General features: G+C 48.6%; 17 protein-coding genes and 2 pseudogenes. 6 read left to right on the top strand and 13 right to left on the bottom strand.

The features are described from left to right. Window positions 1-241: 241 nt before the first annotated feature. Complete coding sequence (locus NG833_RS00290; RefSeq protein ID WP_254563334.1) at window positions 242-2644, top strand: GAF domain-containing protein; 2403 nt, start codon at window positions 242-244, stop codon at window positions 2642-2644. A 272-nt stretch (window positions 2645-2916) separates the two neighbouring features. Here the strand turns inward: NG833_RS00290 and NG833_RS00285 are convergent, their stop codons facing one another. Continuing rightward, window positions 2917-3303 (bottom strand): histidine kinase, encoded by a 387-nt coding sequence (locus NG833_RS00285; protein WP_254563333.1) that lies wholly within the window; start codon window positions 3301-3303, stop codon window positions 2917-2919. Window positions 3304-3492: 189 nt separating this feature from the next. Here NG833_RS00285 and NG833_RS00280 point away from each other — a divergent pair, with 189 nt between their 5' ends. Further along, window positions 3493-3912: a hypothetical protein gene (locus NG833_RS00280; protein ID WP_254563332.1), complete on the top strand. Its 420-nt coding sequence runs from the start codon at window positions 3493-3495 to the stop codon at window positions 3910-3912. 305 nt (window positions 3913-4217) lie between these two features. Here the strand turns inward: NG833_RS00280 and NG833_RS00275 are convergent, their stop codons facing one another. Both NG833_RS00275 and NG833_RS00270 read right to left on the bottom strand, forming a co-directional pair. Further along, complete coding sequence (locus NG833_RS00275; protein WP_254563331.1) at window positions 4218-6542, bottom strand: polysaccharide biosynthesis tyrosine autokinase; 2325 nt, start codon at window positions 6540-6542, stop codon at window positions 4218-4220. A 393-nt stretch (window positions 6543-6935) separates the two neighbouring features. Next, entirely contained in the window at window positions 6936-9506 is a 2571-nt protein-coding gene (locus tag NG833_RS00270) for an SLBB domain-containing protein (RefSeq protein WP_254563330.1), read from the bottom strand. Between the two features lie 49 nt (window positions 9507-9555). Here NG833_RS00270 and NG833_RS00265 point away from each other — a divergent pair, with 49 nt between their 5' ends. After that, window positions 9556-9711, top strand: a complete 156-nt coding sequence (locus NG833_RS00265; protein ID WP_254563329.1) for a hypothetical protein — start codon at window positions 9556-9558, stop codon at window positions 9709-9711. 101 nt (window positions 9712-9812) lie between these two features. Here the strand turns inward: NG833_RS00265 and NG833_RS00260 are convergent, their stop codons facing one another. Both NG833_RS00260 and NG833_RS00255 read right to left on the bottom strand, forming a co-directional pair. After that, the gene (locus NG833_RS00260; protein WP_254563328.1) at window positions 9813-11936 is read right to left on the bottom strand and encodes a nucleoside-diphosphate sugar epimerase/dehydratase; all 2124 of its coding nucleotides are present in this window, start codon (window positions 11934-11936) and stop codon (window positions 9813-9815) included. A gap of 297 nt (window positions 11937-12233) precedes the next feature. Then, complete coding sequence (locus NG833_RS00255; protein ID WP_254563327.1) at window positions 12234-12797, bottom strand: Uma2 family endonuclease; 564 nt, start codon at window positions 12795-12797, stop codon at window positions 12234-12236. Between the two features lie 873 nt (window positions 12798-13670). Between NG833_RS00255 and NG833_RS00250 the strand changes: the two genes are divergently transcribed. Continuing rightward, window positions 13671-14084, top strand: coding sequence for a hypothetical protein (locus NG833_RS00250; RefSeq protein WP_254563326.1), 414 nt, complete (start codon window positions 13671-13673; stop codon window positions 14082-14084). A gap of 1061 nt (window positions 14085-15145) precedes the next feature. On the opposite strand, the pseudogene NG833_RS00245 reads toward NG833_RS00250, so the two are convergent. From NG833_RS00245 to NG833_RS00235, 3 genes and pseudogenes are all read right to left on the bottom strand, one after another. Continuing rightward, window positions 15146-15478 (bottom strand): annotated as a pseudogene (locus tag NG833_RS00245) (transposase); the annotation flags it as partial. A 105-nt stretch (window positions 15479-15583) separates the two neighbouring features. After that, window positions 15584-16090 (bottom strand): transposase, encoded by a 507-nt coding sequence (locus tag NG833_RS00240; RefSeq protein ID WP_254563325.1) that lies wholly within the window; start codon window positions 16088-16090, stop codon window positions 15584-15586. Window positions 16091-16165: 75 nt separating this feature from the next. Beyond that, entirely contained in the window at window positions 16166-16612 is a 447-nt protein-coding gene (locus tag NG833_RS00235) for a DUF6444 domain-containing protein (protein ID WP_254563324.1), read from the bottom strand. A gap of 55 nt (window positions 16613-16667) precedes the next feature. On the opposite strand from NG833_RS00235, the pseudogene NG833_RS00230 reads away from it, so the two are divergent. Continuing rightward, window positions 16668-16970 (top strand): annotated as a pseudogene (locus NG833_RS00230) (transposase); the annotation flags it as partial. 283 nt (window positions 16971-17253) lie between these two features. Here NG833_RS00230 and NG833_RS00225 read toward each other — a convergent pair. From NG833_RS00225 to NG833_RS00210, 4 genes are all read right to left on the bottom strand, one after another. Beyond that, the gene (locus NG833_RS00225; RefSeq protein ID WP_254563323.1) at window positions 17254-17538 is read right to left on the bottom strand and encodes a ferredoxin; all 285 of its coding nucleotides are present in this window, start codon (window positions 17536-17538) and stop codon (window positions 17254-17256) included. Continuing rightward, the gene (locus NG833_RS00220) at window positions 17525-18370 is read right to left on the bottom strand and encodes a class I SAM-dependent methyltransferase (RefSeq protein WP_254563322.1); all 846 of its coding nucleotides are present in this window, start codon (window positions 18368-18370) and stop codon (window positions 17525-17527) included. Before NG833_RS00220 ends, NG833_RS00225 begins: the two co-directional genes overlap by 14 nt. Before the next feature lie 315 nt (window positions 18371-18685). Next, window positions 18686-19660, bottom strand: a complete 975-nt coding sequence (locus tag NG833_RS00215) for a cysteine synthase A (RefSeq protein ID WP_254563321.1) — start codon at window positions 19658-19660, stop codon at window positions 18686-18688. A gap of 145 nt (window positions 19661-19805) precedes the next feature. Beyond that, window positions 19806-20444: a peroxiredoxin gene (locus tag NG833_RS00210; protein WP_254563320.1), complete on the bottom strand. Its 639-nt coding sequence runs from the start codon at window positions 20442-20444 to the stop codon at window positions 19806-19808. Window positions 20445-20613: 169 nt separating this feature from the next. On the opposite strand from NG833_RS00210, the gene NG833_RS00205 reads away from it, so the two are divergent. Then, window positions 20614-20880 carry a hypothetical protein gene (locus NG833_RS00205; RefSeq protein ID WP_254563344.1) on the top strand — a complete coding sequence of 89 codons (267 nt, stop codon included), beginning with the start codon at window positions 20614-20616 and terminating at the stop codon, window positions 20878-20880. Between the two features lie 94 nt (window positions 20881-20974). On the opposite strand, the gene NG833_RS00200 is transcribed toward NG833_RS00205, so the two are convergent. After that, on the bottom strand, window positions 20975-21931 hold the full coding sequence (locus tag NG833_RS00200) for an alcohol dehydrogenase catalytic domain-containing protein (protein WP_254563319.1): 957 nt from the start codon (window positions 21929-21931) through the stop codon (window positions 20975-20977). Window positions 21932-22117 lie beyond the last annotated feature (186 nt).

The following is a 22117-nucleotide window of genomic DNA, read 5'->3' as shown; positions in this document are numbered from 1 at the left end:
TAAGCAAAGAAAATAAAAAGGGCCTTTTATATCACCTGGGTGAGAAGATGGCTTTCAGTCAACAAAAATAAATCAAAGACCGGGCTAATTGTGAAGCAGCTTCGGTGGAGCAGAGTCACCCAATAATAGCTCAGGGATTCTCTCCACAATCTGCATCCTACAGGGTTTAAAAATAACGAAAGTCCAGCCAACGGCATCAGTGTGAAGACCAGCAGGCCCAAACAGCATCTATCCCAAAATTATGAATGATTCTCCGTCAATCTTCAATAGAGGTATAGACTCCTATAGGGAGATAGATCCGCTTTCCGGGGAGTTTTCCCCAACGGCAAATCAGGAATCACTGTCCGATGGGGATGCACTGTGGCAGAGCCTGTCTGGGGATTTACCGGCGTCGTCGGAAGGGGAAAAAATTAGAATTTGGAAGGACAATTTAGACTGTCTCAGTCGCTTGGGACGGGGGACGAAACTGTTAATCGCAGCCGTTGAACCCCAAAATTTTACCGTTTGTTATGGGAATCCAACCTTGTGTCAACTGGCGGGAATTCAGGCGAGTCTAGAACAACAAAGTCGCGACGATCGCCAAAGGTTGTTGCACCATTTGCTACAGGATCACCTAAGTGAAGATGATCGCCAGGACCTGGAACAGTTATATCGGCGTCAGGTGCTGTTGCGAATTTTGGGCGATCGCTATGGAATTGATTTCCAGAGTCAGTTAGGATGGGATGAACCGGCGATCGTCAGCTTTCATAGTCCGAACTACTCAGAACCCAGGATAATCGAGTTTTGGGTGAATACGGCAGGACTCAAAATCATTCCCCTGGATCCCGAGCAAGATGAATTTGCCGATTTACGCTTAGAACAGCACTCCGGACCCGAAAATCCCGAAAGCTTGACGGACCTCTCTACCCTAGAAAGCTTGGAACAGCGCGTCTGTTGGGAAAATTATCGCGTTGAGGGATTACTCCTGCTAGAAGGGATGGATGTGACCATTCGGGAGACCATTCGGCAGATTTCCCGGTTACTGATTAGTACCCACTCAATTTTACGTCCCGATCGCTTTCGGCAAATTAATCAGCACCTCAAATCCTTGTTTAGATGTGACAACAGTTTTATCCTGAGTACCGAGCGAGATCCCGTCCGCCTGTTTGTGGAAACCGAATCGAGAAACTTGAGCGTCACCAGTTATCCTCTCGACTCCCTCCAAGGGTCCCACTTCCGGCAAGCAGCAGACGCCAATCGGATCTGGAATGTCACGGATTTGAGTGCAGATTGGACCGGAGAATGCGAGAAGCAACTGGTAGAAGCGGGAGTGCGCTCCTTGTTATTGATTCCCCTGGTGGTGCAGGTGAGTGGGAATGATTCCCGATTGGGACGGCGATCGCCGTCCAAATCCCAGCAAATGGTGGGATTAGTGGGGTTAACTAAGTCTCAACCCCATCACTTCCATGCCATTGATATTCGCCGGGGAGAGGAACTGATTGCACCGTTTACGGTAGCATTGCGCCAAATTGTCCAACAACGGTTGACCCAATTTACAAACATTCATCCCTCGGTAGAATGGCGGTTTGTTCAGGAGTTAGAACGGCGCAGTTGGGGATTGCCACCGGAGGCGATCGTTTTTGCCGAACTGTATCCCCTGTATGGAATATCGGATATTCGGGGGTCCTCAGACGAGCGAAATCGAGCCATTGAAGCGGATTTAATCGAACAGTTTCAGTTGGGTTTAGCCGTGGTGGAAGCGGTTTGTGCCGCTGATGAACAGAGTTTTGTCGAACAACTGAGACTGGATCTGCTGGAACGCATTCAGGGGATCCAACGTGGGGTGACCGTGGATGGAGAAATCACGGCGATCGAGTATTTGAAAGAGCATCTGGAAGGGTATTTTGACTATTTTTGCAACTGTTCCCCATTAGCTGCCGAGGCAGTGGCAACCTATCGACGCGCTTGTGATAATGAACATGAGTGCGTTTATCTGGCGCGATCGCGCTATGACGAGACGGTTAATCAAATTAACGCACGCTTAAGAGACACTTGGGAGATTTGGCAGGAGAAAATGCAGAAAATCATTCCTCATTACTGTGATGTGGAATGTAGCGATGGCATTGATCACATGATTTATGCCGGGTCCGCGATTAATCCATCGTTTTCCCGCTTTCATCTACACAGTTTACGCTATGAACAACTGCGAGCGGTTTGTGACTGTGCGCGGGTGGCATTGAGAATTCAAGCGGATTACCAAACGACCCTAGAAGTGACCCATCTGGTTTTGGTGCAAGATTGCACCGTGGATATTTTTCATGATGAAAAAACAGAAAAACTGTTTGATGTTCGCGGAACCCGGGATACCCGGTATGAAATTGTCAAAAAACGAATTGACAAGGGAGTAGAAGCGCAAACCGGCGATCGGATTACCCGTCCGGGGATGTTAACCGTGGTTTATGCGACGAACAAGGAATGGGAAGAGTATGAGCAGTATTTGCGCTATTTAGCCCGGGAAGGTTGGGTGGACGAGAAGATAGACTTTGGTACAGTCGAACCCCAACCGGGAGTCTCGGGCCTCAAATTCGCCCGGGTTCGGGTTCTCCCGGCATCCAATTCCTTACCGGATTTGGCACTCAAGGGTTCGCCGTCCCCGGGTGAGTAAATGGGCGGCGATCGCTGTTCTACATTCGATCAGGGTTTCGGTACAGTAGCAGGAAGACAAGAGTCAAGAGACAAGAGTCAAGAGGGCGCAAGCATTGCGCCCCTACATGAAACCCCAATTTTTCGTCCTTAAATTTACCCCCTTGACTGGGCGAGGGTTTAAACCCCCGAAGTTGCCCCTCTCCATCGTCTCAGTGCGTCAGTCCTAACATCAGGATAGGGGCAAACCCGCGCGCCCCTCTCAACTTTGACCGATTGACAGCGTTATGACATTTAATCGATTTTCCAACCTTCCTCGGGTAATAGACGGCAACCTTTCAATCCCACATCGGGATTTTTTCGATACTCTTCTTCTGGAATCCAAACCTGGACGGTTAAATCAGATTCTACGGAGTAGATGTATTCTGCATTGGGGTCGTAAGTCATGCTGACTTTGAGGTTAGAGAAATCATCTTCACAAATTTCAAAGCCGAAACGAACTACAATCTGGGCTACTAAGCACTCCGGTGTATCGTGGTATTCTCCAGCCGCCTCTCGTTCTTGGCAAAATTTACCGAGAAAGGGTTTGAGGATGCGTCGAACTTTGTCTGGCGCTCCATTTCTACTGGCATAGATAATTGCCGGATTTCCTTCTACAACGATTTGACAGGGTATAGACATGGGTGTAATTCCTACTCGTTCGGAAACGGTACCCATACTTGCGGTACCGTTATCAACATAATATTTTGGCCTAAAGCCACCCCGTGCCGTTCATTTAAACTGATGAAATTTTTACCGAGTCTTAAAAGACGACCCTCAATCTAAACGGTTTAACATCAATATCTATTCGTGAGTGGAGGATAATTGGGCGTGAATGCAGCAGAACAGGTTAAAAATTTTGAACTCGCCAGCAAGATTGCGGCAGTCGTTAATCTTTTTAAGTTACAGTTTCCTGACGCACGGGCAGATTTGAAACCCTGGGTGAATGACCCGAATACCCAGGAACTGGTGGATCCGGATTCTATTGATATTGGATTTCACTTTCCCGGATGGAGTCGCTCATTGCAGAGTCGGAGTATTTTAGTTCAAATCCGGTTTCATGAGGACCCCCTGGATGGCGATCGCCGGGCGATCGGAGTCGAATCAGCCGGTTACAACCATCAAGGACAACAATGGCGATTTTCCACGGTGGAAAACTGGCGCTTTGTAGGGGCAACGGAGCCAGTTGCTGAGGTCCAGGACAAGTTGAAAATCTTTTGCCAGCAGACTTTTGAGTTGTTTAATGGGTAGTTTGGGGTCTTATGTCATTTGTCATTGGTCATTGGTCATTGGTCATTTGTTGATGGGGGAGATGTTCGTAGTAACGACTTCAGTCGTTGCCTCGTTACTTGGCGGCAGCCAAGTAACGCCCTGATATCAGGAGATCGCTCCAGTTCCCACGCAGGCGCTAGACCCTGGGACTGCTCGTGTTATGGCTTATGCCATAACACGAGAGCAACGACAGCAAGTCGTTACTACAAACTTTTTTCCCATCCTCCCATCTCAACCAAGGACAAATGACCAATGACCAATGACATAAGACCCATCCTTGGGATTTAAAGAGAAATTGCTTCTTCTTCTTCCTCCGCTTCTAGTTCCCGATCGCCTCCATTGTTGTAGTGCCTGCTATAATCCCAGGCGCTGTTTTGTCCTTGGACGCCGTTGGCAATAATTCCCAGGACTTTGGTATTGCCAGTTTGCAGTTCGGCGATCGCTTGTTGGATGGCGGGTTTTTCGGTTTGACCGATGCTGACGACTAACCCAATGCCATCGGTATAGGCAGCTAATACTCGACCATCTACGACCCCCAGCAGGGGCGGGGTGTCATAAATCACTAGGTCAAATAAACTGTGCCATTGCTGCATCAGGTTGTGCATTTTTTCAGAAGACAACAACCTGATGGGGTCAGGGGGGGTGGCACCAGCGGTAAGGATGAAGAGATTGGGTTCAACGGGCGATCGCTGAATGGCTTCATTCATATCCATTTCCGTCGCAATCAAATGGGTTAACCCTTGACGGTTGGGTAATCCTAAGCGTTTATGGACTTGGGGCCAGCGTAAGTCCGCATCCACCAATAAAACCCGTTGTCCCATTGATGCGGCAGCTTCGGCGAGATTGACCGCCACGGTGGATTTACCTTCTGCCGGAATTGCCGAGGCGATCGCCACGGAACGCAGGGGTTTACCGGGAGTCAGGAAGCGGATATTGGCATTCAAGGCGCGGAATGCTTCTAAAAAGCCAAAATCGCGGAAATCTTGGACAGCAGCACCGCCACGAGCATCCGCAGAGGGGAGGACAACCGAGCGATCGCTCGCCGGTATTAATCCTAAAATCGGCAAGCGGGTGGCATCTTTTAAGTCTTCAGGAGAATGGAACACATTATCCAAGCGCTCGGCTAATAATGCCGCCCCAAATCCCAACATCAACCCCAACATCGCCCCTAAAACCAGGTTCCGAGGCAGACTCGGCGAAACCGGAACCAACTCCCCATTTTCATTCCGAGGAATCGTCGCTGAGGAAATCACTTCCCAGGGTATCTCTCGTTCTGCTGCATCCACCCGCAACCCTTCCCTGCGGGCTAACAATTCGGTGAGGGTGGTGTTAGCAATTTGGAGTTCTCGCTGCAAATCCGTGTACTGGCGCAAGATCACCGGAAATTGTTCGCGGTATTCGCTTAACATTTTCGCCGCTTCCCCGAGCACTTGATTTCGGACTTGGAGGACTTGAATTTGGCTGGCCGCTTTGACCATTTCCTGAATCAAGCCGGTGCGAATCGTGTTTTGAAAAGGAGCTTGGGGGTTACCCACTACGCCCCCGGGTAGCTGACTCCCTAACACTTCTGAGGCTTCCTGTCCTAATAGCAATTCGATAGTTCGTCGCTCTTCTAAGAGGACTTGAACTTGGGGTGAGTTTGGGGTAAAGCGAGTTGATTCAGCGGCAATTTGATTTTCGAGTTCTTTGAGGCGATTGAGTCGAGCTTGATAGGTGGGAGCTTCACTGAGAACCGAAGCGGCGATCGCAGTCCCGGGTTCAAGTCCGATTTGTCGGCGCAAGGTTTCATACAATTGTTGCTCCTGAACCAGTTGAGCTTGGGCTTCTAAAAGCTGGTCATCTAGTTTGGTGAGTTGTTGAGCCAGTTGTTCCCCTTGTAACTGGGGTTCAATAATATTGTACTGCTGCCGAAACTTCTGGAGTTGTTCTTGCAGGGTATCCACCCGTTGCCGCAATTGTGGGAGTTGGTCTTCAATAAATTGAATCCCCTGACTAATATTGCTCTTGCGGTCTTCTAAGCTATAGCGCAGGTAAGCATTTTGGAGGGTTTCCAAGACAAATTGAATTTTCTCCGGTTCCGCATCTCGGTATCGAACTTCGAGAATTTTCGTATTTTTATTGAAGCGATCGAGGGAGAGAGGCGATTCGTTGCCCCCAATCAAGGCGTTATAGTCCAGTTCGGGATAGCGAGCTTGGAGTTGCTGAACGATCGGGTCCATTAGTTTGGGACTTTGTAAAACCGCAAGTTGGCTATCATAATCCAACCCCGAACCCTGTCCTTGCAGAAATTGTCCGCCCAGTCCCCCAGCTAGGGCAGAAATCCGAGAAAAATTATCATCCTGACTGGTGACGGGTTCGACGAGAATTTGAAACTTGCCTTCATACTCTGGGGTTTGGTTGGCAGTCCAGACGGCCACCCCACCTGTGACGAGAGTCGCAACGCCCAGAATCACAAAGGCTCGACGACGAATCACGGCAAATAGCTGACCGAGGTCCAATTCTTCCTCATCTGGATCTTGGAATTCAGCCATATAAGGCATCGGCACAAGCTGTGACTGATTACCGGGGTGGTGAAGAGTTAACGGCTGAGGATTGGGTGCGCTCTCCATGTCAATCTCTGGTGATGGTGTATTCCTTCGTATCGTAACAGTCTGGTTAAAGGATTGTGCCCTGAATCAGGAGCAGTGATAGGAAAACTGAATTGCTCCCGCATTTGACCCTGACTCGAACCTTCCTAAAACGGCCCTAATGGAGCAGTTCAAGGGGACCAAAACCCGGGTTTCTTGACCCGATTTGTTGCTGATTAGCAGAGATTGGGTCAAGAAACCCAGTTGGTCTGTCTGCCCTTAGGAGATTCCCAAACATAAATCATCCAAATTCGGTGCTTAAAAACCTAACAATACTCTTGTAGCCTGCGGAGGCAGGCTTCGTCCGTATAGCCCCACCCTTCAGGGTGCGGGTTTTGGTGATTTTATGTTTTTGGTCTGCCCTTAACTGTACCTTTAGAACAGATTAAAAAATCGTAAGATTCCAAACAGAGAGAATACAGAATTGGTCACTTGCCCGACTGGGCTGATTCTATCTCCGAATCTAGCTAACCGGGTACGCCCGACCACAATCACATCATTGTTTCGCAGAATGGGGTTGGTCCCTTCATCCAGTCCCTGAGCAAAATCAATGGGAATGGTTTGCCGAGACACGGTGCCATTGGGGTTCAAGCGAATCAGTTCCACCTCATCTTTTTCCGCCCGGGTATTATTAAATCCTCCCGCGACCAAAATCGCTTGGTTTAAGGAAGCATTGGGGGGTAATTCCACCACTCCCGGTTCCTGGATTTCACCCACAATATTGACTTGAATTCGGTTCGGGGAGAAACTGGCCGTCGCGAGTCTGGGGGCTTCGGCTAAATCAATATTAGTCGCGGTTTGGACCACAATCGTATCCCCTTGTTGCAGCAGAACATCTTGGTTTAAATCGCCATTTTCTAGGAGTTCCCAGAGATTCACATCAATCAGTTGTTGGGTGCCATTTTTCCGTTGCCGCAGCACTTGAATCCGCCGAATATCCGCAGTTGGGGTAATCCCTCCGGCAATTTTAATCGCTCGGGTGACGGTCGGGAGTCCCACTACGCCCCCACCCGTGGTAGGCTCCGTGAGGGTTTCCATGTCCCCTGTAGCGGCGACATCTTCTCCGGAAACGGTATAGGTTCCGGGACGGTTGACCTCTCCGACGATCGCAATATTCAGGGGGGTAGAGCTATTCGCGGCAAAGTTAGCCGTAGCAATGCGAGCCGTTTCTATGGGATTAGGGTTACTCGCCGTTGGCACTTCAATCGTATCCCCTTGTTGGAGGATGATATCCTGACTGAAATCCCCGCGATCGAGCATTTCCCAGAGATTCACCACAATGGTTTGAGGTGAACCGGCTTTCGGGCGACGGTTGACGCGGATTTCACGAATATCTGCGGATAAGGTGACTCCCCCTGCAGTTTGCAAGGCCCGAGTGACGGTGAGGAGTCCACCCGCCTCATCCACGCGCGTCACGGTGTACGATCCTGGACGAGTCACTTCCCCAGACACTGCAATATTGACAGGTTGATTGCGAGGACCGGCAAAACTGGCTTCGGCTAATAGGGTTGATTCTGCGGCATTAAAGCCGGTGCCCGTGGGGACATAAATGGTATCCCCTTGTTGGAGAATAATATCTTGGCTGAGATCTCCTTGTCGGAGTAAGGCCCAGAGGTTCACCGGGATCCGTCGGGCTGGACCTGCCTGGGGTTGGCGCAGCACTTGAATTTCACCCAACTGTGCGGACTGTGTAACGCCACCGGCAGTTTGTAAAGCTCGGGTGACAGTTAATAGTCCCCCTGTCTCATCCATGCGGGTGACGGTGTAGGAACCGGGTCGGCTCACTTCACCGACGACGGCAATATTGACAGGTTGGGTGGGGTCCCCGGCAAAATTGGCCTGGGCTAACCGAGAGGATTCCGCTGGGCTAAATCCACTCCCTGTAGGCACATAGATGGTATCCCCTTGTTGAAGAATAATATCTTGGCTAATATCCCCGTTTAAAAGCTGCCAGAGGTTGACCGACAGGATTTGGGCAGGTCCAGATTTTGGTTGTCGTCGCACTTGAATCTGACCGACGGCTGCCGATTGGGTCACCCCGCCAGCGGTTTGGAGGGCGCGGGTGAGGGTCAGGAGTCCCCCGGTTTCAGCGGTTCCTGCCACGGTGTAGGAACCGGGTTTATTAATTTCCCCGACTACGGCGATATTGATCGGTTGAGAAGAATCCCCGGAAATGCTGGCCTCGGCAAGCTGACGGGCATCATTAGCGTTAATGTTGGGGTCTGGGGGAATAAAAATCGTGTCGCCATCGCGAATGGTGATGTCTTGACTGAGGTCTCCCAACTGGACTAGGGTGGTGAGGTCGATGGTAATCAGTTGATTTGGCCCCCCTCTAGACCGCCGTAGAAGCTGCACCTGACGAATATTTGCCGTGGAGGTAATCCCTCCGGCCAGTTCAATCGCCGTAGTGATTGTGGGCCTGGGGCTACCCGCTTCATTCATGGCGATGATATAGGAACCGGGTCTTCTGACTTCTCCGGAAATTCCCACTTGAACGGGACGACGCTCCATCAGGGAGATGGTGAGAAACTCGGGGCGTTGCAGATAGGGGGCATAGAGGTTTCTAAGTCTGCCTGCGGCTTGTTCTAAGGTGAGTCCTTCTACGGAGACTCTGCCGACCAGGGGGAGATTTAAGGTGCCATCGACTAGGACTTGGTGTTGACCATTTTCGCCGCTGTATTCGGGAACGTTAAAAATATCGATTTGAATGCGATCGCCCGGACCAAGGGTATAGGCTTCTTGGAAGGCTGCTCCCTGGGCCAAAAGTTGGGGTGGTTGTCCCGGTGCTAGGGAGGGCTGGGCAACCGCCGGGAGTGCTGTTGTCAGGGCAAGCAACATGGAGAAGGTCAATCCCGAGACTGACGGGGCGATCGGTTGTCTGAGGTTCGGTCTGCTCGACCATTTATGGGAATCAGAGGGGGTAGAAAAGGATTCTGGACTGACCATAGAGTTACAACTGGATTTGTCGCTTAAGAATTTATGTAGAGAAATTGGAATGGAGCAACGATGGGGTATAGAAGACCCCCTGCTGTTTTCTGGGTTCCTGCCCGAGCCATCAACTCGCAGAATCGATGGGGTAACTGCAACCCGGGGGAGGTCGCAGAGCCAAATCCGGGGAGTGCAGGGCGATCGCGATCGTTTACGGACTTGAGTACCCTTCCGTTACCCCCGATGGCCGGTTTCATCCCATTCTACATGGAAAAAATTGCCCCTCCTGAAGTCTCGGCTTCAAGAGGGTCGGAATCAGGATGATTAAGGTAGGGTAACGCTATCACTGCCCACACCTCTTCCCTCTACAGGCAGACTCGACAACACTGTTGCATCATGTTTTCCCGAGCCGGTCAACTTGGAAGCCCCAATCCCCTTGGTTTCTTCTAACTGGCAGCGGGATGTTAACCGAGGAGACCGAAAACCTAAGCAGGAAGGCTGATACTCGGGAACGAGCCGTTGCAATTCGGCTCGAATAGCCAGCAAATCATCGGTGCGAGTTTTTTGGACCAGGGCTTCTAACAGGGGCTGTAAAAATTCCCAGTGAATTTTCGCTTCTTGAGCGCAAAAGATTTTAGGATGCTGAGTCGGTCTGGCTTTAGCACTATCGACCAATAATTCTTCGTGCAGTTTTTCTCCGGGTCTTAAGCCGGTAATTTTAATATCAATATCCTTTCCGGGGACTAACCCACTCAACTGAATCATCTGCAGGGCTAAATCATAAATCCGCACGGGTTCACCCATATCTAACAAGAAAATTTCCCCGCGTTTTCCCATTGCTCCAGCCTGAATCACCAAGCGGGCGGCTTCCGGGATGGACATAAAATAACGAGTCATCTCCGGATGGGTGACGGTGATGGCTTGACCCTCAGCGATTTGCTTGCGGAATCGGGGAACTACTGAACCACTACTATCGAGGACGTTGCCAAAGCGCACGATGGTAAAACGAGTGGACACACCCGATCGCTCGGCTAAAGCTTGGACAATCAGTTCCGCCACCCGTTTACTGGCCCCCATGATATTGGTGGGACGAACGGCTTTATCGGTGGAAATCAACACAAAATTAGCTACCCCACAGTCGATCGCACAGCGCACTGTGGTCCAAGTCCCGACTACGTTATTAATAATTCCCGGAGCAGGATTGGCTTCCACTAAGGGAACGTGCTTATAGGCGGCGGCATGATAAATGGTATCCACCTGATATTGGGTCAGAACTCCAGCCAGCCGCTTCTCATCGTTCACTGAACCCAAACAAGCGACGCACTTGAGGGGGGGATAAGCTTCGGCTAATTCCATATCGATGCTATAGAGGGCAAATTCGCCTAATTCATAGAGCACCAAACATTTGGGCTGTTGTTGAGCAATTTGGCGGCACAATTCCGAGCCAATGGACCCCCCAGCCCCAGTGACCAAAACAGTTTTGCCGGTGATATTCATCCGCAACAATTCTGGGTCGGGGATGACTTCTTCTCGACCGAGGAGGTCAGCAATATCAATATTTCTAATTTCACTAATGGAGACCTGACCGGATAGAATTTCGCCCACACAGGGAACGGTTTTGACCGGCAGGGACAAGAACTGTAAGCCTTCTAAAATTTGCCGCTTTCTGATGCGATCGACCGAAGGCATGGCTAATAAAATAGTATCAAAAGGCTTTTGAAGTTGGAGTCTCGGTAATGTAGAGGGAGCGTAAACCGGGAGTCCTTGAATATTTTGATTGGCTAAAGAGGGGTCATCATCGACAAAAGCAACAGGTTGGTAGCTGGGGTGATGAACGAGGGACTGAGCCAGTTGCGACCCGGCAGAACCAGCACCATAAATCACAATCCGTTCCGGGGTTCGATTTTGCCGAGGCAAACCGATGAGGGTATTCACCAACCATCGCAGAGACAGACGCACTCCCACCACTAATAACAGGGTGAGCAGGGCGTCGTTGAGGAGGACCGATCGCGGGAGTTGGAGGAACTCAAATAAATAGGCCAGCAGGACAAAGGCCCCGGAACTGAACAGGACCGCTTTGGTGGCGGTTAATAAAAATTCCAAGCCTGCATACCGCAGCACTGGGCGGTACATTCCCGTCACCAGGAAGACCAAAGGCTTGATTACAATTAGAAGCAGAATCAGCCACAGATAGGGCCAGGTTTGTTGAATCGGTAAGAGACTGCTGAACCGGAGTCCAAATGCCCCATAGATGGCGACCAGAAAGACTGCCGTATCCAGACTCAACAGGATCAGCCGTTTCTGGGGCCTTGAGAGGGAAGCAGCGACGGACTGAAAGGCAGTCCCTAGGTTGTTGATTAGCCAGTTTTGGGTCATGGGAACAGTATAAATTCCATAACGCTCGTTATGCTTGGACTGGGATCCGTGGGATTTGAGAGCAACTTTCATAGAGAACTATGAATTTCCCGGATTGCTGAGAGTTCCCTCAATCCCCGATTACCGGATCCAGATGCGGTGAGAAGGGGCGATTTGCAACAAATCTTTAAAACTCTGTTGATTATAGGGGATTGTTACTAGGATGGGAACTTTTGCCCGCACCCCTCACCGGGCAAAGTGGGGCCACCATAACGGAGGTTCCTCCTACGCGGGGTAGACCCCAAACCCTGCCCTTGCCAAGGGGAGGGCGATGAGAAGCGACCTTGCTGCTCATATGTAAGGGCATCCTTTGGGAATCGCCGCAAGATTTTAAGAACCCATTTTCAGCCAGCCAAAAACTTGAGCAGCACTCAGAGTTAATTCCATTCCCTCTAATACTGGCAAAGTATCCTGGTTTTTAATGACCAGGGGAGAGCGATCGCGCCTAAAAACGAGAATACTTTGGGCCTCGGGGTCAAGAAACCACCCCAATTCACTGCCATTTTCAATACAGTACACAATATTACCAATCACTTTATTCGGGTTTTGTTCGGGGGAAAGAATTTCAATGACTAAATCTGGGGGCAGGTTAAAATTATCCGGCACTTCTCCATCGGACAAAAAGGGAATATTCTCCCAGAGAAAAACGGCGATATCCGGAACAATAGACCGATTGCCAAAACTACAGCGCAGTTCAGGAAAAGCATAAGCAATTTTGGCGGCTTCGCTGACCTGATTAATTTCAATACAAAGTTTACCTTGTAAGCGGCTGTGTCTTCCTTTTGGCATTGGTTTTTGGAGAATTTCTCCTTCAATAAATTCCTGAGCTGGTTTGGTTTCCGGTAGGTTCAGGAACTCTTTTAGGCTGAGATATTTTGCTTGGGTGTTAGTCATGTAGAGTGGGAAATATGCCAGGACTTTAATATATTATCAAAAGTTATTTTAAATAATAATTCCGCATTTTTTTGTCAATCACTAAATTTTCTCTAGACAGGGTTGTACATCAGTTCCCCCGATGTAGTTTTTAAAGTTAAAACCCGTCTCCATGTCCCGCACCCTAAAGGGTGGTGCTACACGAACTTAGCCCGCGCAGGCGGGCTAATCTACAAAATCGGTAGTAACGACTTCAGTCTTTCCTCTCCGATATTTGTAGTAACGACTTGAGTCGTGACCGCGTTACTGGGCCTAAAGCCAAGTAACGCACCCCTGTGCTACTCCTCCAGTCGTTACTACGAACAAAGAGGGGGAAGTTATTCTTTGGCAAAAATGTTTGTAGTAACGACTTGATACCAAATCCGGTTGGTAAAAGTCGATTTTCTCTTCAGCCGGCGTCGGCAGGCTATAGCCCAAGGGGCATGGCTTCGCTAACGTCCTGTGAGCTTCCGCCCTTGAGGGCGTGGGTTTTTATAGACCTTTGAGAACCGGATTCCGTATGAGTCGTGACCGCGTTACTGGGCTTAAAGCCAAGTAACGCACCCCTGTGCTACTCCTCCAGTGCTGATGCCTGTCATGGCAGGAGCCATGACAGGCAAGTAACGACTCAAGTCGTTACTACGAACAAAGAGGGGGAAGTTATTCTTTGGAAAAAATGCTCAACCTCCCAACTTCAGTATTCCTCTGACCCCTCCTGACAGACCCAACATGAGTGGCTTCCTCATAGCGCAGCCGTGAACAGTTTACTCCCATCGACTGAAATGACCCCGATTCCGATAATCTAGTTGACATAAAACTAGACCCAGAAATATTCTGGGTGCGACGAGGCCCAATATGACCGAACCAAAAGTTACTAAAATCGATTTACTCCTGGCTTTGATGAGTGATGGGGAGTGGCACTACCCTAGCGATTTAATAACCGTCAGCCATCGATTTGGGGATACGATGCACCGAGCGAAGGAAAAGGGATATTTGATTGAAACTGAACGGATTAAAGGAAATGCTTGTAGATATCGATTAATCGGACATGAAGACTCCCGGTTTTGGCACGAGTTTCTCAAAAAACAATCCCAGCAAGGTTCTCAGGTGGTAACAGGTAAATGTCCCAATTTGCAAGGGTATAGGATTGAAAATATCTCGGGGAAACCCAATAGCAATACGCTTAAGATTGAATTGCGATCGCCTTCAGGCCAGCAACAATACCTGACGATTTCATCCCCTGGAATTATGAAGTTTTTATTAGAATAATCCCTTCTCCTATTCTCCCTCTGCGTTCCTTCCATAAGAAACCGGGTTGCTGCATAAATTTTGGCAAGTGAACGAGATGGGGTGAAGAAACCTAGCCCTGTCAAGGTGATGGAGAAACAGGCCAAAACCCTTGATATTCCGATACTTGGTCTGGTGTGGAGCCATAAAAGGAGCCATTTTAAGCTCCTTTTAGGCTCCATGAATTCTCAAATATCAGAAATTAATGACACCTTATAAAGGGTAACTTTAGGGGGTGCTGTATATAAGGTGGCGCTCAAATGAAGGAAAAATACCTATTGACAGAGCTGGCCTTGGTCCAGGTCCGCTAATACAAACGAGGTCATTCCCTAGCCATTGAGAGCTTTCAGGCAGTCTATGGCGTCATAGAGGGTGCCGTTTGGGCACTAAGAAGGCCGGACCCCTTCAATTACACTAGAATCGAATCAGGTTTGGCTCCCAATGAGAATGGATAATGGGGTTCCGAGATTTGAGTGGTCCGGCTCGTTGTGTTGAACTTCATAGAGTCATGGTCTATAAGGGAGGGCCCGGAAAAACATCAGGGGTGTGACCCTTGAGACAACCCGGATCAGTTTCTTGAGCGAGAATTTCTGTTTCTTTGGGTAGGTTAAGTAATATTCGTCAGTAAAAACCAGGGGAGAGTAATTCCAATGTTGGATGCCATCTTTGAAAGATTTGTCGTAAGGATTCAGGTCTAAAAAATGGGACCACTGTGAGACCGAGTAATCAGAGGTCAGCAGAGATGATGAAATATTAGCGTTCTCTAACGAAAGCAATAAATTAAGTCAAACAGAAACAACCCGAAGTTATCATCGGGAAAAAAGGGATAAAAACTTAGATTAGTGAGTGTTCGTATTTATAAAATCCACCCCAATCGGAGGTTATGTCGGGCCTGGAGGAATCAAAGTAGGGTAAGGTAATTCTGGGTGAGCCATAGCCGAAAGGGCTTCTTTTAAAAACTCCATAAAGGAGCGGCCCTGAAATCGACAGGTTTGAACCACACTCAACAATTTGGCTGTCTTTTCAAATCTTGCCATCGACCGAGAACCCCCACTCACCTTACGTTTAGTCACCCCTAATCGTAAAGCTCTTTCTTGCAAATTATTATCTGGAGGAATGTCTGGATGCTCTAGGAAGTACCACCATTGTTCGGCTTTTTCTTTTAAATTACGCAGCAGCTTTCCGGCCTCGTAACCCGATAAAGGTAACCATTCGCTTAGAGCTGCTTCCACCCTCAACCTAAACTCTATGCCCCAGGTTCGGCACGAAGAATCATCCCCATTTTCACGCCACAGGCGATGTTGCCGAAACGCTTCATCTACCAACGACAGGAATGTCTTTCCAATAGTGACTTTAACTTTGTTAGGGAACTCCAAAAAATAAAATCCCCAAAAAACCCGCAGGCTGTTCGCGTAGCGTTCCGCTTAGAAAGCCTGGGGCTACACGGACAAAGCCCGCCTGCGCGGGCTAACACAGTCTTGTTAGGTGCTTAACCATCGGGATTTGGATGATTTATTTGTTGGAACACCCTTATCAAATTTAATCAATTTTTTGAGATGGCGTCTGAAATGGGCTAAACATGGATGTTGGGCGGAAGCCGGATACCCGTTATATACACTGAAATCATCACTTACCAGTACCCCGTTAAATTGTTTGCCTAATAAGGTTTCCAGTTCGACTCGGCCTCGGGTATCCGCTGCATGAAATAGGCAAAAATTCGGGTGGGTAGCTACCCATAACCACTCTTTAACGCCTTTAACTATCCAGGGAGTTTCATCGACATGGATGTGTGACACAGCGGGTAGCGCCAAAGCCAGTTCATTGACGGCATTGGTGATAGTTTTGGCAATTCGAGCGTTGGTATTAACCAGGGTTCCTACGCCCACTTCCCCAAGACCTAGTTCACCCAAGAGTTCGGCTTGTTTTTCATAAGATATCTGTCCATAACAACCGAGCCATCCGAGTAATGCTTGTAAACCGGCATCCAAGTCTTGACCGGGAATAACCCGCTTGGGCCATGCTCCTGAACTTTCTTGTCCACAGCAACTGCATCGAAGCCGTGACTAACGATACTCGACGACTTCAATGGGGCGCAAGACCAGTTGAGCCACTTGTTGAACTTTGACCGATACTGGTTCGTCCTCAAAACGGCTGCCGCCACAGTGGTCACAATGGGTTGGAATCAATTCTTCTGTGCGGTCAATTCTATTAAATCCTTTGCGCGTCGAACCTTGATGACCCGGTTGCCCCCCTGGTTTCCGTTTGGGTTCTGGGTTCGTTTCGGCGTTCAATTGCTTTTTGGGTTTTTCAGATTTCTTGAGAACGTCTGTAGAGGGAGGCTTCGATGAGGTCTTACTATCCAGCCCGTTAGACAGCTTGAGACGTTTAACCTCAGCTTTCAACTCTTCTATGATCTTAGACTGTGCCAACAGCATATCCACCAGTTGCGTCAGTGGCAACTGTTCAAGGGTCGGACGCTCTGGTAGCTGTGGCAGGTTCTTTAGATTCATATCACTACTTTACTCCACAATCCCCTCCTGTCAAGCCCCTCACCTGAATCCTTACATTAAGTTTTTAGATAAATTCAGTGAAGAATTAACCCAAAGAACTGTCGTAGTAATGGACCAAGCCTCAATTCACACCAGTAACGCAGTCCTAGGAAAACTAGAAGAATGGAAGACCAAGAACCTGGAGCTATTTTGGTTGCCTCCCTATTCACCTGAACTAAATTTAATTGAAATTTTATGGAAATTTCTCAAATATGAATGGATTAAAATAGAAGCTTATAAAAGCTGGCAAAATTTAGTTGATTATGTGACTAATGTCCTCGATAATCTAGGACAAAAGTATGCAATTAATTTTGCATGACTGCTTATCTAGGATGATGGGTCATTGGTCATTGGTCATTGGTCATTGGTTCTTGGTCATTGGTCCTTAGTCCTTGGTCATTGGTCATTGGTCATTGGTCCTTGGTCCTTGGTCCTTGGTCATTGGTCATTGGTCCTTGGTCCTTGGTCATTGGTCATTGGTCCTTGGTCATTGGTCATTGGTCATTGGTCATTGGTCCTTGGTCATTGGTCATTGGTCCTTGGTCATTGGTCAACAATCCAAATGACAAATGACAATGGACAAATGACAAATGACCAATCGATTACTGAGGATGAAACTTGCGATATAGCATTCCCTTAACCGGAATGCCGCCTTGGAGATGTCTTTCGACTACGGTTTTCACTTCACCAGGTTGCACCTGGGAATACCAGGTTTCTTCGGGGAGGATGAGCACCATTGGTCCATTTCCACATTGTCCTAAGCAGCTACTACTTTCAATGGTGACATCAGCAATGGGTAAGGATTGAAAGGCGGCGAGGACTTTTTGGGAACCTTGTTTGCGGCAGGTGCGATTTGTACAGATGAGAACTCGTTTAGTAGGGGTCAATGGCCTCAAAGGAAAGAATTAAATAGCGGGTAATTCCTAATTTGCTGACTAACTCTGCACCGGCGGTAATTTTGGCGGTTTCGGCTGCTCCATTTTGGCGGCAGAGTTGGCGAACTAGGGGGTAGGTCGGTAGGGTATTGCGGGTGATATCTTCTGTGATTCTGGGGATAAATCCGGTGGTTTGGGCGAGGGTTTGATAGGTGGATAAGGAGAAGTTACTCTGGACTAATCCGTAGGTTTTCTGGACTGATGATTGCAAAAATTTATCCAGAAATTGCATGAGGGGGAGGCTGATTTTTAGGGGAACAAAATCGCAAATGGCGAGGTGTCCTCCGGGTTTTAAGACTCGGTGTGCTTCTTGAAAGAAGGTCTCTCGGCTGGGAAAATGGAAGATACATTCGACGGCGAGGACGACATCAAAGGAGTTGTCTTCAAAGGGTAGGTTGCAGGCATCGGCACAGACGAAGGAGATGGCATTTTGATTGAGGGGTTGGACTTGCGATCGCGCTCTTTCCAGTTGGCGTTCGTCAATATTAACTCCCACCAGTTCTAAGTTAGAAAACCGTTCGTTGAGACTGGCGATCGTGCCCCCAAATCCACAACCACAATCGAGAATTTTTAATCCGTCGGTGATGTTTCCCGCATCGCAAACCTTCCGAGAGAGTTGTTCAGTCGCGTTGGCAAAGTCGGGAAGGGTGCCATCGGCGCGCTTGGGGTCTTCCCAGTATCCCCAATGGACGTGACGACCAAATGCGGCGATCGCCTCTTGATTTTGGTCCTTTAATAATGCCAAAATTTGGTCAAAATAGGGGAGGTGAACTTGAGATGCCATAGTCTTTCAGCCCCTTGATTGTATAAATAATTTACCCAGTTTTTACCCTGAATATTTTATCCTAACATCGAGAAAAATAGAGATTTTTTCCCGATTTTGGACCAACAGATAAATTCAGGGATGAATGAAAATGCTGCAACTTGTGATTTAGGGTGTTCCAACAAATAAATCATCCAAATCCCGATGGTTAAGCACCTAACAAGACTGTATGACGCCGCGCAGGCGGGCTTTGTCCGTGTAGCCCCAGGCTTTCCTTACGGAACGCTACGCGAACAGCCTGCGGGTTTTTTGGGGATTTTATTTTTTGGAGTTCCCTTAGTCGGGGGATAATCCTTTAGAGGCTAACCAATTGCGATCGTATAACCGGGATTGATAGCGTTGTCCACTATCACAAAGAACCGTTACCAGGGTATGACCCGGACCCATTTCTTTGGCTAAAGCGACAGCAGCACCGACATTAATTCCCACGGATCCGCCCATAAATAACCCATCTTTTTGGAGGAGTTGATAAATGACGCGAATCGCTTCTTGATCATCGACTTGAATGGCATCATCAATCGGGACACCTTCCATGTTTTTGGTAATCCGACTATTGCCAATGCCTTCGGTGACGGAATTGCCGACGGGGTTGATTTCGCCAGTTTTGACATAGCTATATAATCCACTACCCATTGGGTCAGCAACAATACATTTAATGTCCGGGTTCTTTTCTTTTAAAAACATAGAAACTCCGGCATAAGTTCCGCCAGTTCCCGTTGCAGCCAGCCAAGCGTCTATTTTCCCGTTGGTTTGGGACCAAATTTCGGGTCCGGTGGTTTGATAATGGGCCATTCGGTTGGCTAGGTTATCAAATTGATTGGCCCAAATTGCATTGTCCATTTCTTCGGCGAGTCTGCCGGAAACCTTGACATAGTTATTGGGAGCTCGGTAGGGAACTGCGGGAACTTTCCGCACTTCGGCCCCTAATGTGGTGAGGGTATCTATTTTTTCTTGAGATTGGGTTTCGGGAATAACTATTAAGCATTTATAGCCTTTGGCATTGCAAATATGGGCTAATCCAATGCCGGTATTGCCTGCGGTTCCTTCGACAACGGTCCCCCCGGGTTTGAGTAAACCTTTGCGTTCGGCTTCTTCGATAATAAAGAGGGCGGCGCGGTCTTTAACGGACCCTCCAGGATTCAGAAATTCGGCTTTTCCTAAAATTTCACATCCGGTTTCTTCGCTAAAGCTATTGAGTCGAATTAAGGGGGTATTCCCTACGGTTCCGATGAAACCCTGTTTAATATCCATTGGTTCTTGTTCTAGGGCGGGCGATTACAACTGTTGGTTTGATTGTTTTATGAATTCATTCAGCAGAGTCAGGCGATCGCCCTGTTTGGAGGGCTATCTTTCTCGGAACATCCCTACAGATTAGCAGGGCCGATCGCCCAGGGTTTTATTTATTCGGGGGTGGCGTTAAACGTAGGTAAGGTTTAACCGCAGTGTATCCTTTGGGGAATTTTTCCTTTAACACTTCGGGGTCTTTGATGGAAGGGACAATCACACAGTCATCGCCATCTTTCCAGTTGACTGGGGTGGCAACGCTGTAGTTGTCGGTGAGTTGTAAGGAGTCGATCGCCCGCAGAATTTCCACAAAGTTGCGTCCGGTACTTGCAGGGTATGTTAACACCAACCGGAGTTTTTTCTGAGGGTCAATGACAAAAACCGATCGCACGGTGAGGGTATTGTTGGAATTGGGATGGATCATGTCGTACAGATCGGATACCTTGCGATCGGCATCGGCCAAAATGGGATAATTGACGTTCACGTTGCCGACTTCTTCGATATCGACAATCCAGCCTTTATGGGATTCCACATCATCCACACTCAGGGCGATGGTTTTGACATTGCGCTTGTCGAATTCCGCCTGGAGACGGGCTACTTCCCCGAGTTCCGTGGTGCAAACTGGGGTGTAGTCCGCAGGATGAGAAAACAGCACCACCCAACTCTCACCCGCCCAGTCGTAAAAGTTAATCTCTCCCTGGGAGGATGCTTGAGTAAAGTTGGGTACGGTATCACCTAAACGCAGAGACATAGTAAAGTTCCTGTAATTTCAAATACAAAAAAGAATCAATTAGGCAATTCTGCCCAATAACTCCGGTTTGTCCGGCGGTTTTTAGTTCTTTTTTAGATTTTATCAGGTTGCTTTCTTTGTGGTATGAGTTAAAAGCATATTTTGATGTAATCGATTGGAGTATTGGCCTGTGTTCCAACTGCTGTACTCTCTGACTCGCGCCATTGAGCCATTTTTAGTGCCAATTTGCTTTGTCAGTGCTTGGGTTTTGGTGATGTTGCTGGGGTGGAGCCTTTTTAGTGCGATCGCCTCGGCAACGACTAATGCCAAGCGAATGCACCAGATTCCCTGTGCCTATTGCGTCTTCTTTACCAATGACCCTCATTTGAAGTGTCCCGTCCATCCCACTCGGGCGATGTCGGAAGAGGCGATCGATTGTGTGGATTATCGGAACTGAGGGATTAGTCCCTTGTCATTGGTCATTGGTCCCTTGTCATTGGTCTTCAACAATCCAGATGACAAATAACAAATGACCAATGACCAATGACATTCTATGGGCTAATCTCTAACAACACTTTTAAAACCCCTCGCTGTTGGGCGTGTTCAAAGGCGGCGATCGCCTCGTCGAGGGGATATTTTGCTTGAATTAAAGGGTTGACATTTATCTTATTTTGTGCTAATAGCTCTAAAGCTTTGGGAAATGGACCGCAACGGGACCCGATTAGGGTAATTTCATCCACCACCAGGGACGAGATATCTAGGGTGAGGTGACCCGCATAAGTGCTTTTGAGGACGAGGGTGCCCCGGGGACGTAAGGCGCGACGGGCAATGGTAAATCCTTCGGGGTTGCCGGTACATTCCACGGCGATATCAAATTGGCGGTCTGTAACGGCATCGGCGAATCCCGTTTGAATGCCCAGGGACTCCAAATTCTCCAGTTTGTCCCGATGTCGCCCCACTGCCAGCAAGTCACAACCTGTGAGGGCCAGGGTTTGGGCGACTAACTGCCCTAATTTGCCATCGCCTACCACCAAGATGCGATCGCCTGGGGTGATGGCGACTTGTTCCTGAATTTCTAAGGCAGCAGCGACGGGTTCGGTGAAGGTTGCCATATCCGTTGTAATTGTATCCGGCACCGCATACAGGTTTTTAACCGGCAGGGTCAAATATTCGGCAAAAGCGCCATTGCGATTGACAATTCCCAACACGGTGCGATTTTCGCAGTGGGTGGGTTGTCCCTTCCGACAAAAGCGACAGTTTCCGCAATAGGCGTTAATTTCTCCGACAACGCGCTGATTTTGCAGGGATTCGGGTCCGCGTTCCACCACACCGACGAATTCATGGCCTAAAATGCCACTGTAGGGATAATAACCCCGCAGCAGTTCGAGGTCAGTATTGCAGATTCCCGCCCGCAAAACTCGGATGAGGGCTTCTCCTTCTGGGGGTTCGGGGATGGGAAGTTGCGATCGCAGTTGTAATTGCTGATTTTCTAGCCAGAGTCCTTTCATGGTTCTCGGTCCTGACAACAGAATTACATTCTATTTTACCTGAAATTGCTCTTTTTAAATCTTGAACTCTTAAGTTTAAAAATCCATCAGGGGATTGCAAAATATAAATCCTTCAAACGCTCAACTGAAAGGAAGGTATCTGTAGGGGCGCAATGCTTGCGCCCTCCGGAGGGCGCAAGCATTGCG

The organism is Oscillatoria sp. HE19RPO (genome assembly GCF_024220515.1).
In the GTDB taxonomy this organism is placed as follows: domain Bacteria; phylum Cyanobacteriota; class Cyanobacteriia; order Cyanobacteriales; family Laspinemataceae; genus Laspinema.
This window is presented reverse-complemented; position numbering and strand designations above follow the sequence as displayed.

Excerpts from the sequence above, each read along its gene's own strand:
- NG833_RS00290 (WP_254563334.1), top strand. The coding sequence starts at position 242 with ATGAATGATTCTCCGTCAATCTTCAATAGAGGTATAGACTCCTATAGG.
- NG833_RS00285 (WP_254563333.1), bottom strand. The coding sequence starts at position 3,303 with ATGTCTATACCCTGTCAAATCGTTGTAGAAGGAAATCCGGCAATTATC.
- NG833_RS00275 (WP_254563331.1), bottom strand. The coding sequence starts at position 6,542 with ATGGAGAGCGCACCCAATCCTCAGCCGTTAACTCTTCACCACCCCGGT.
- NG833_RS00270 (WP_254563330.1), bottom strand. The coding sequence starts at position 9,506 with ATGGTCAGTCCAGAATCCTTTTCTACCCCCTCTGATTCCCATAAATGG.
- NG833_RS00265 (WP_254563329.1), top strand. The coding sequence starts at position 9,556 with ATGGAGCAACGATGGGGTATAGAAGACCCCCTGCTGTTTTCTGGGTTC.
- NG833_RS00260 (WP_254563328.1), bottom strand. The coding sequence starts at position 11,936 with ATGAAAGTTGCTCTCAAATCCCACGGATCCCAGTCCAAGCATAACGAG.
- NG833_RS00255 (WP_254563327.1), bottom strand. The coding sequence starts at position 12,797 with ATGACTAACACCCAAGCAAAATATCTCAGCCTAAAAGAGTTCCTGAAC.
- NG833_RS00250 (WP_254563326.1), top strand. The coding sequence starts at position 13,671 with ATGACCGAACCAAAAGTTACTAAAATCGATTTACTCCTGGCTTTGATG.
- NG833_RS00235 (WP_254563324.1), bottom strand. The coding sequence starts at position 16,612 with ATGAATCTAAAGAACCTGCCACAGCTACCAGAGCGTCCGACCCTTGAA.
- NG833_RS00220 (WP_254563322.1), bottom strand. The coding sequence starts at position 18,370 with ATGGCATCTCAAGTTCACCTCCCCTATTTTGACCAAATTTTGGCATTA.
- NG833_RS00215 (WP_254563321.1), bottom strand. The coding sequence starts at position 19,660 with ATGGATATTAAACAGGGTTTCATCGGAACCGTAGGGAATACCCCCTTA.
- NG833_RS00210 (WP_254563320.1), bottom strand. The coding sequence starts at position 20,444 with ATGTCTCTGCGTTTAGGTGATACCGTACCCAACTTTACTCAAGCATCC.
- NG833_RS00200 (WP_254563319.1), bottom strand. The coding sequence starts at position 21,931 with ATGAAAGGACTCTGGCTAGAAAATCAGCAATTACAACTGCGATCGCAA.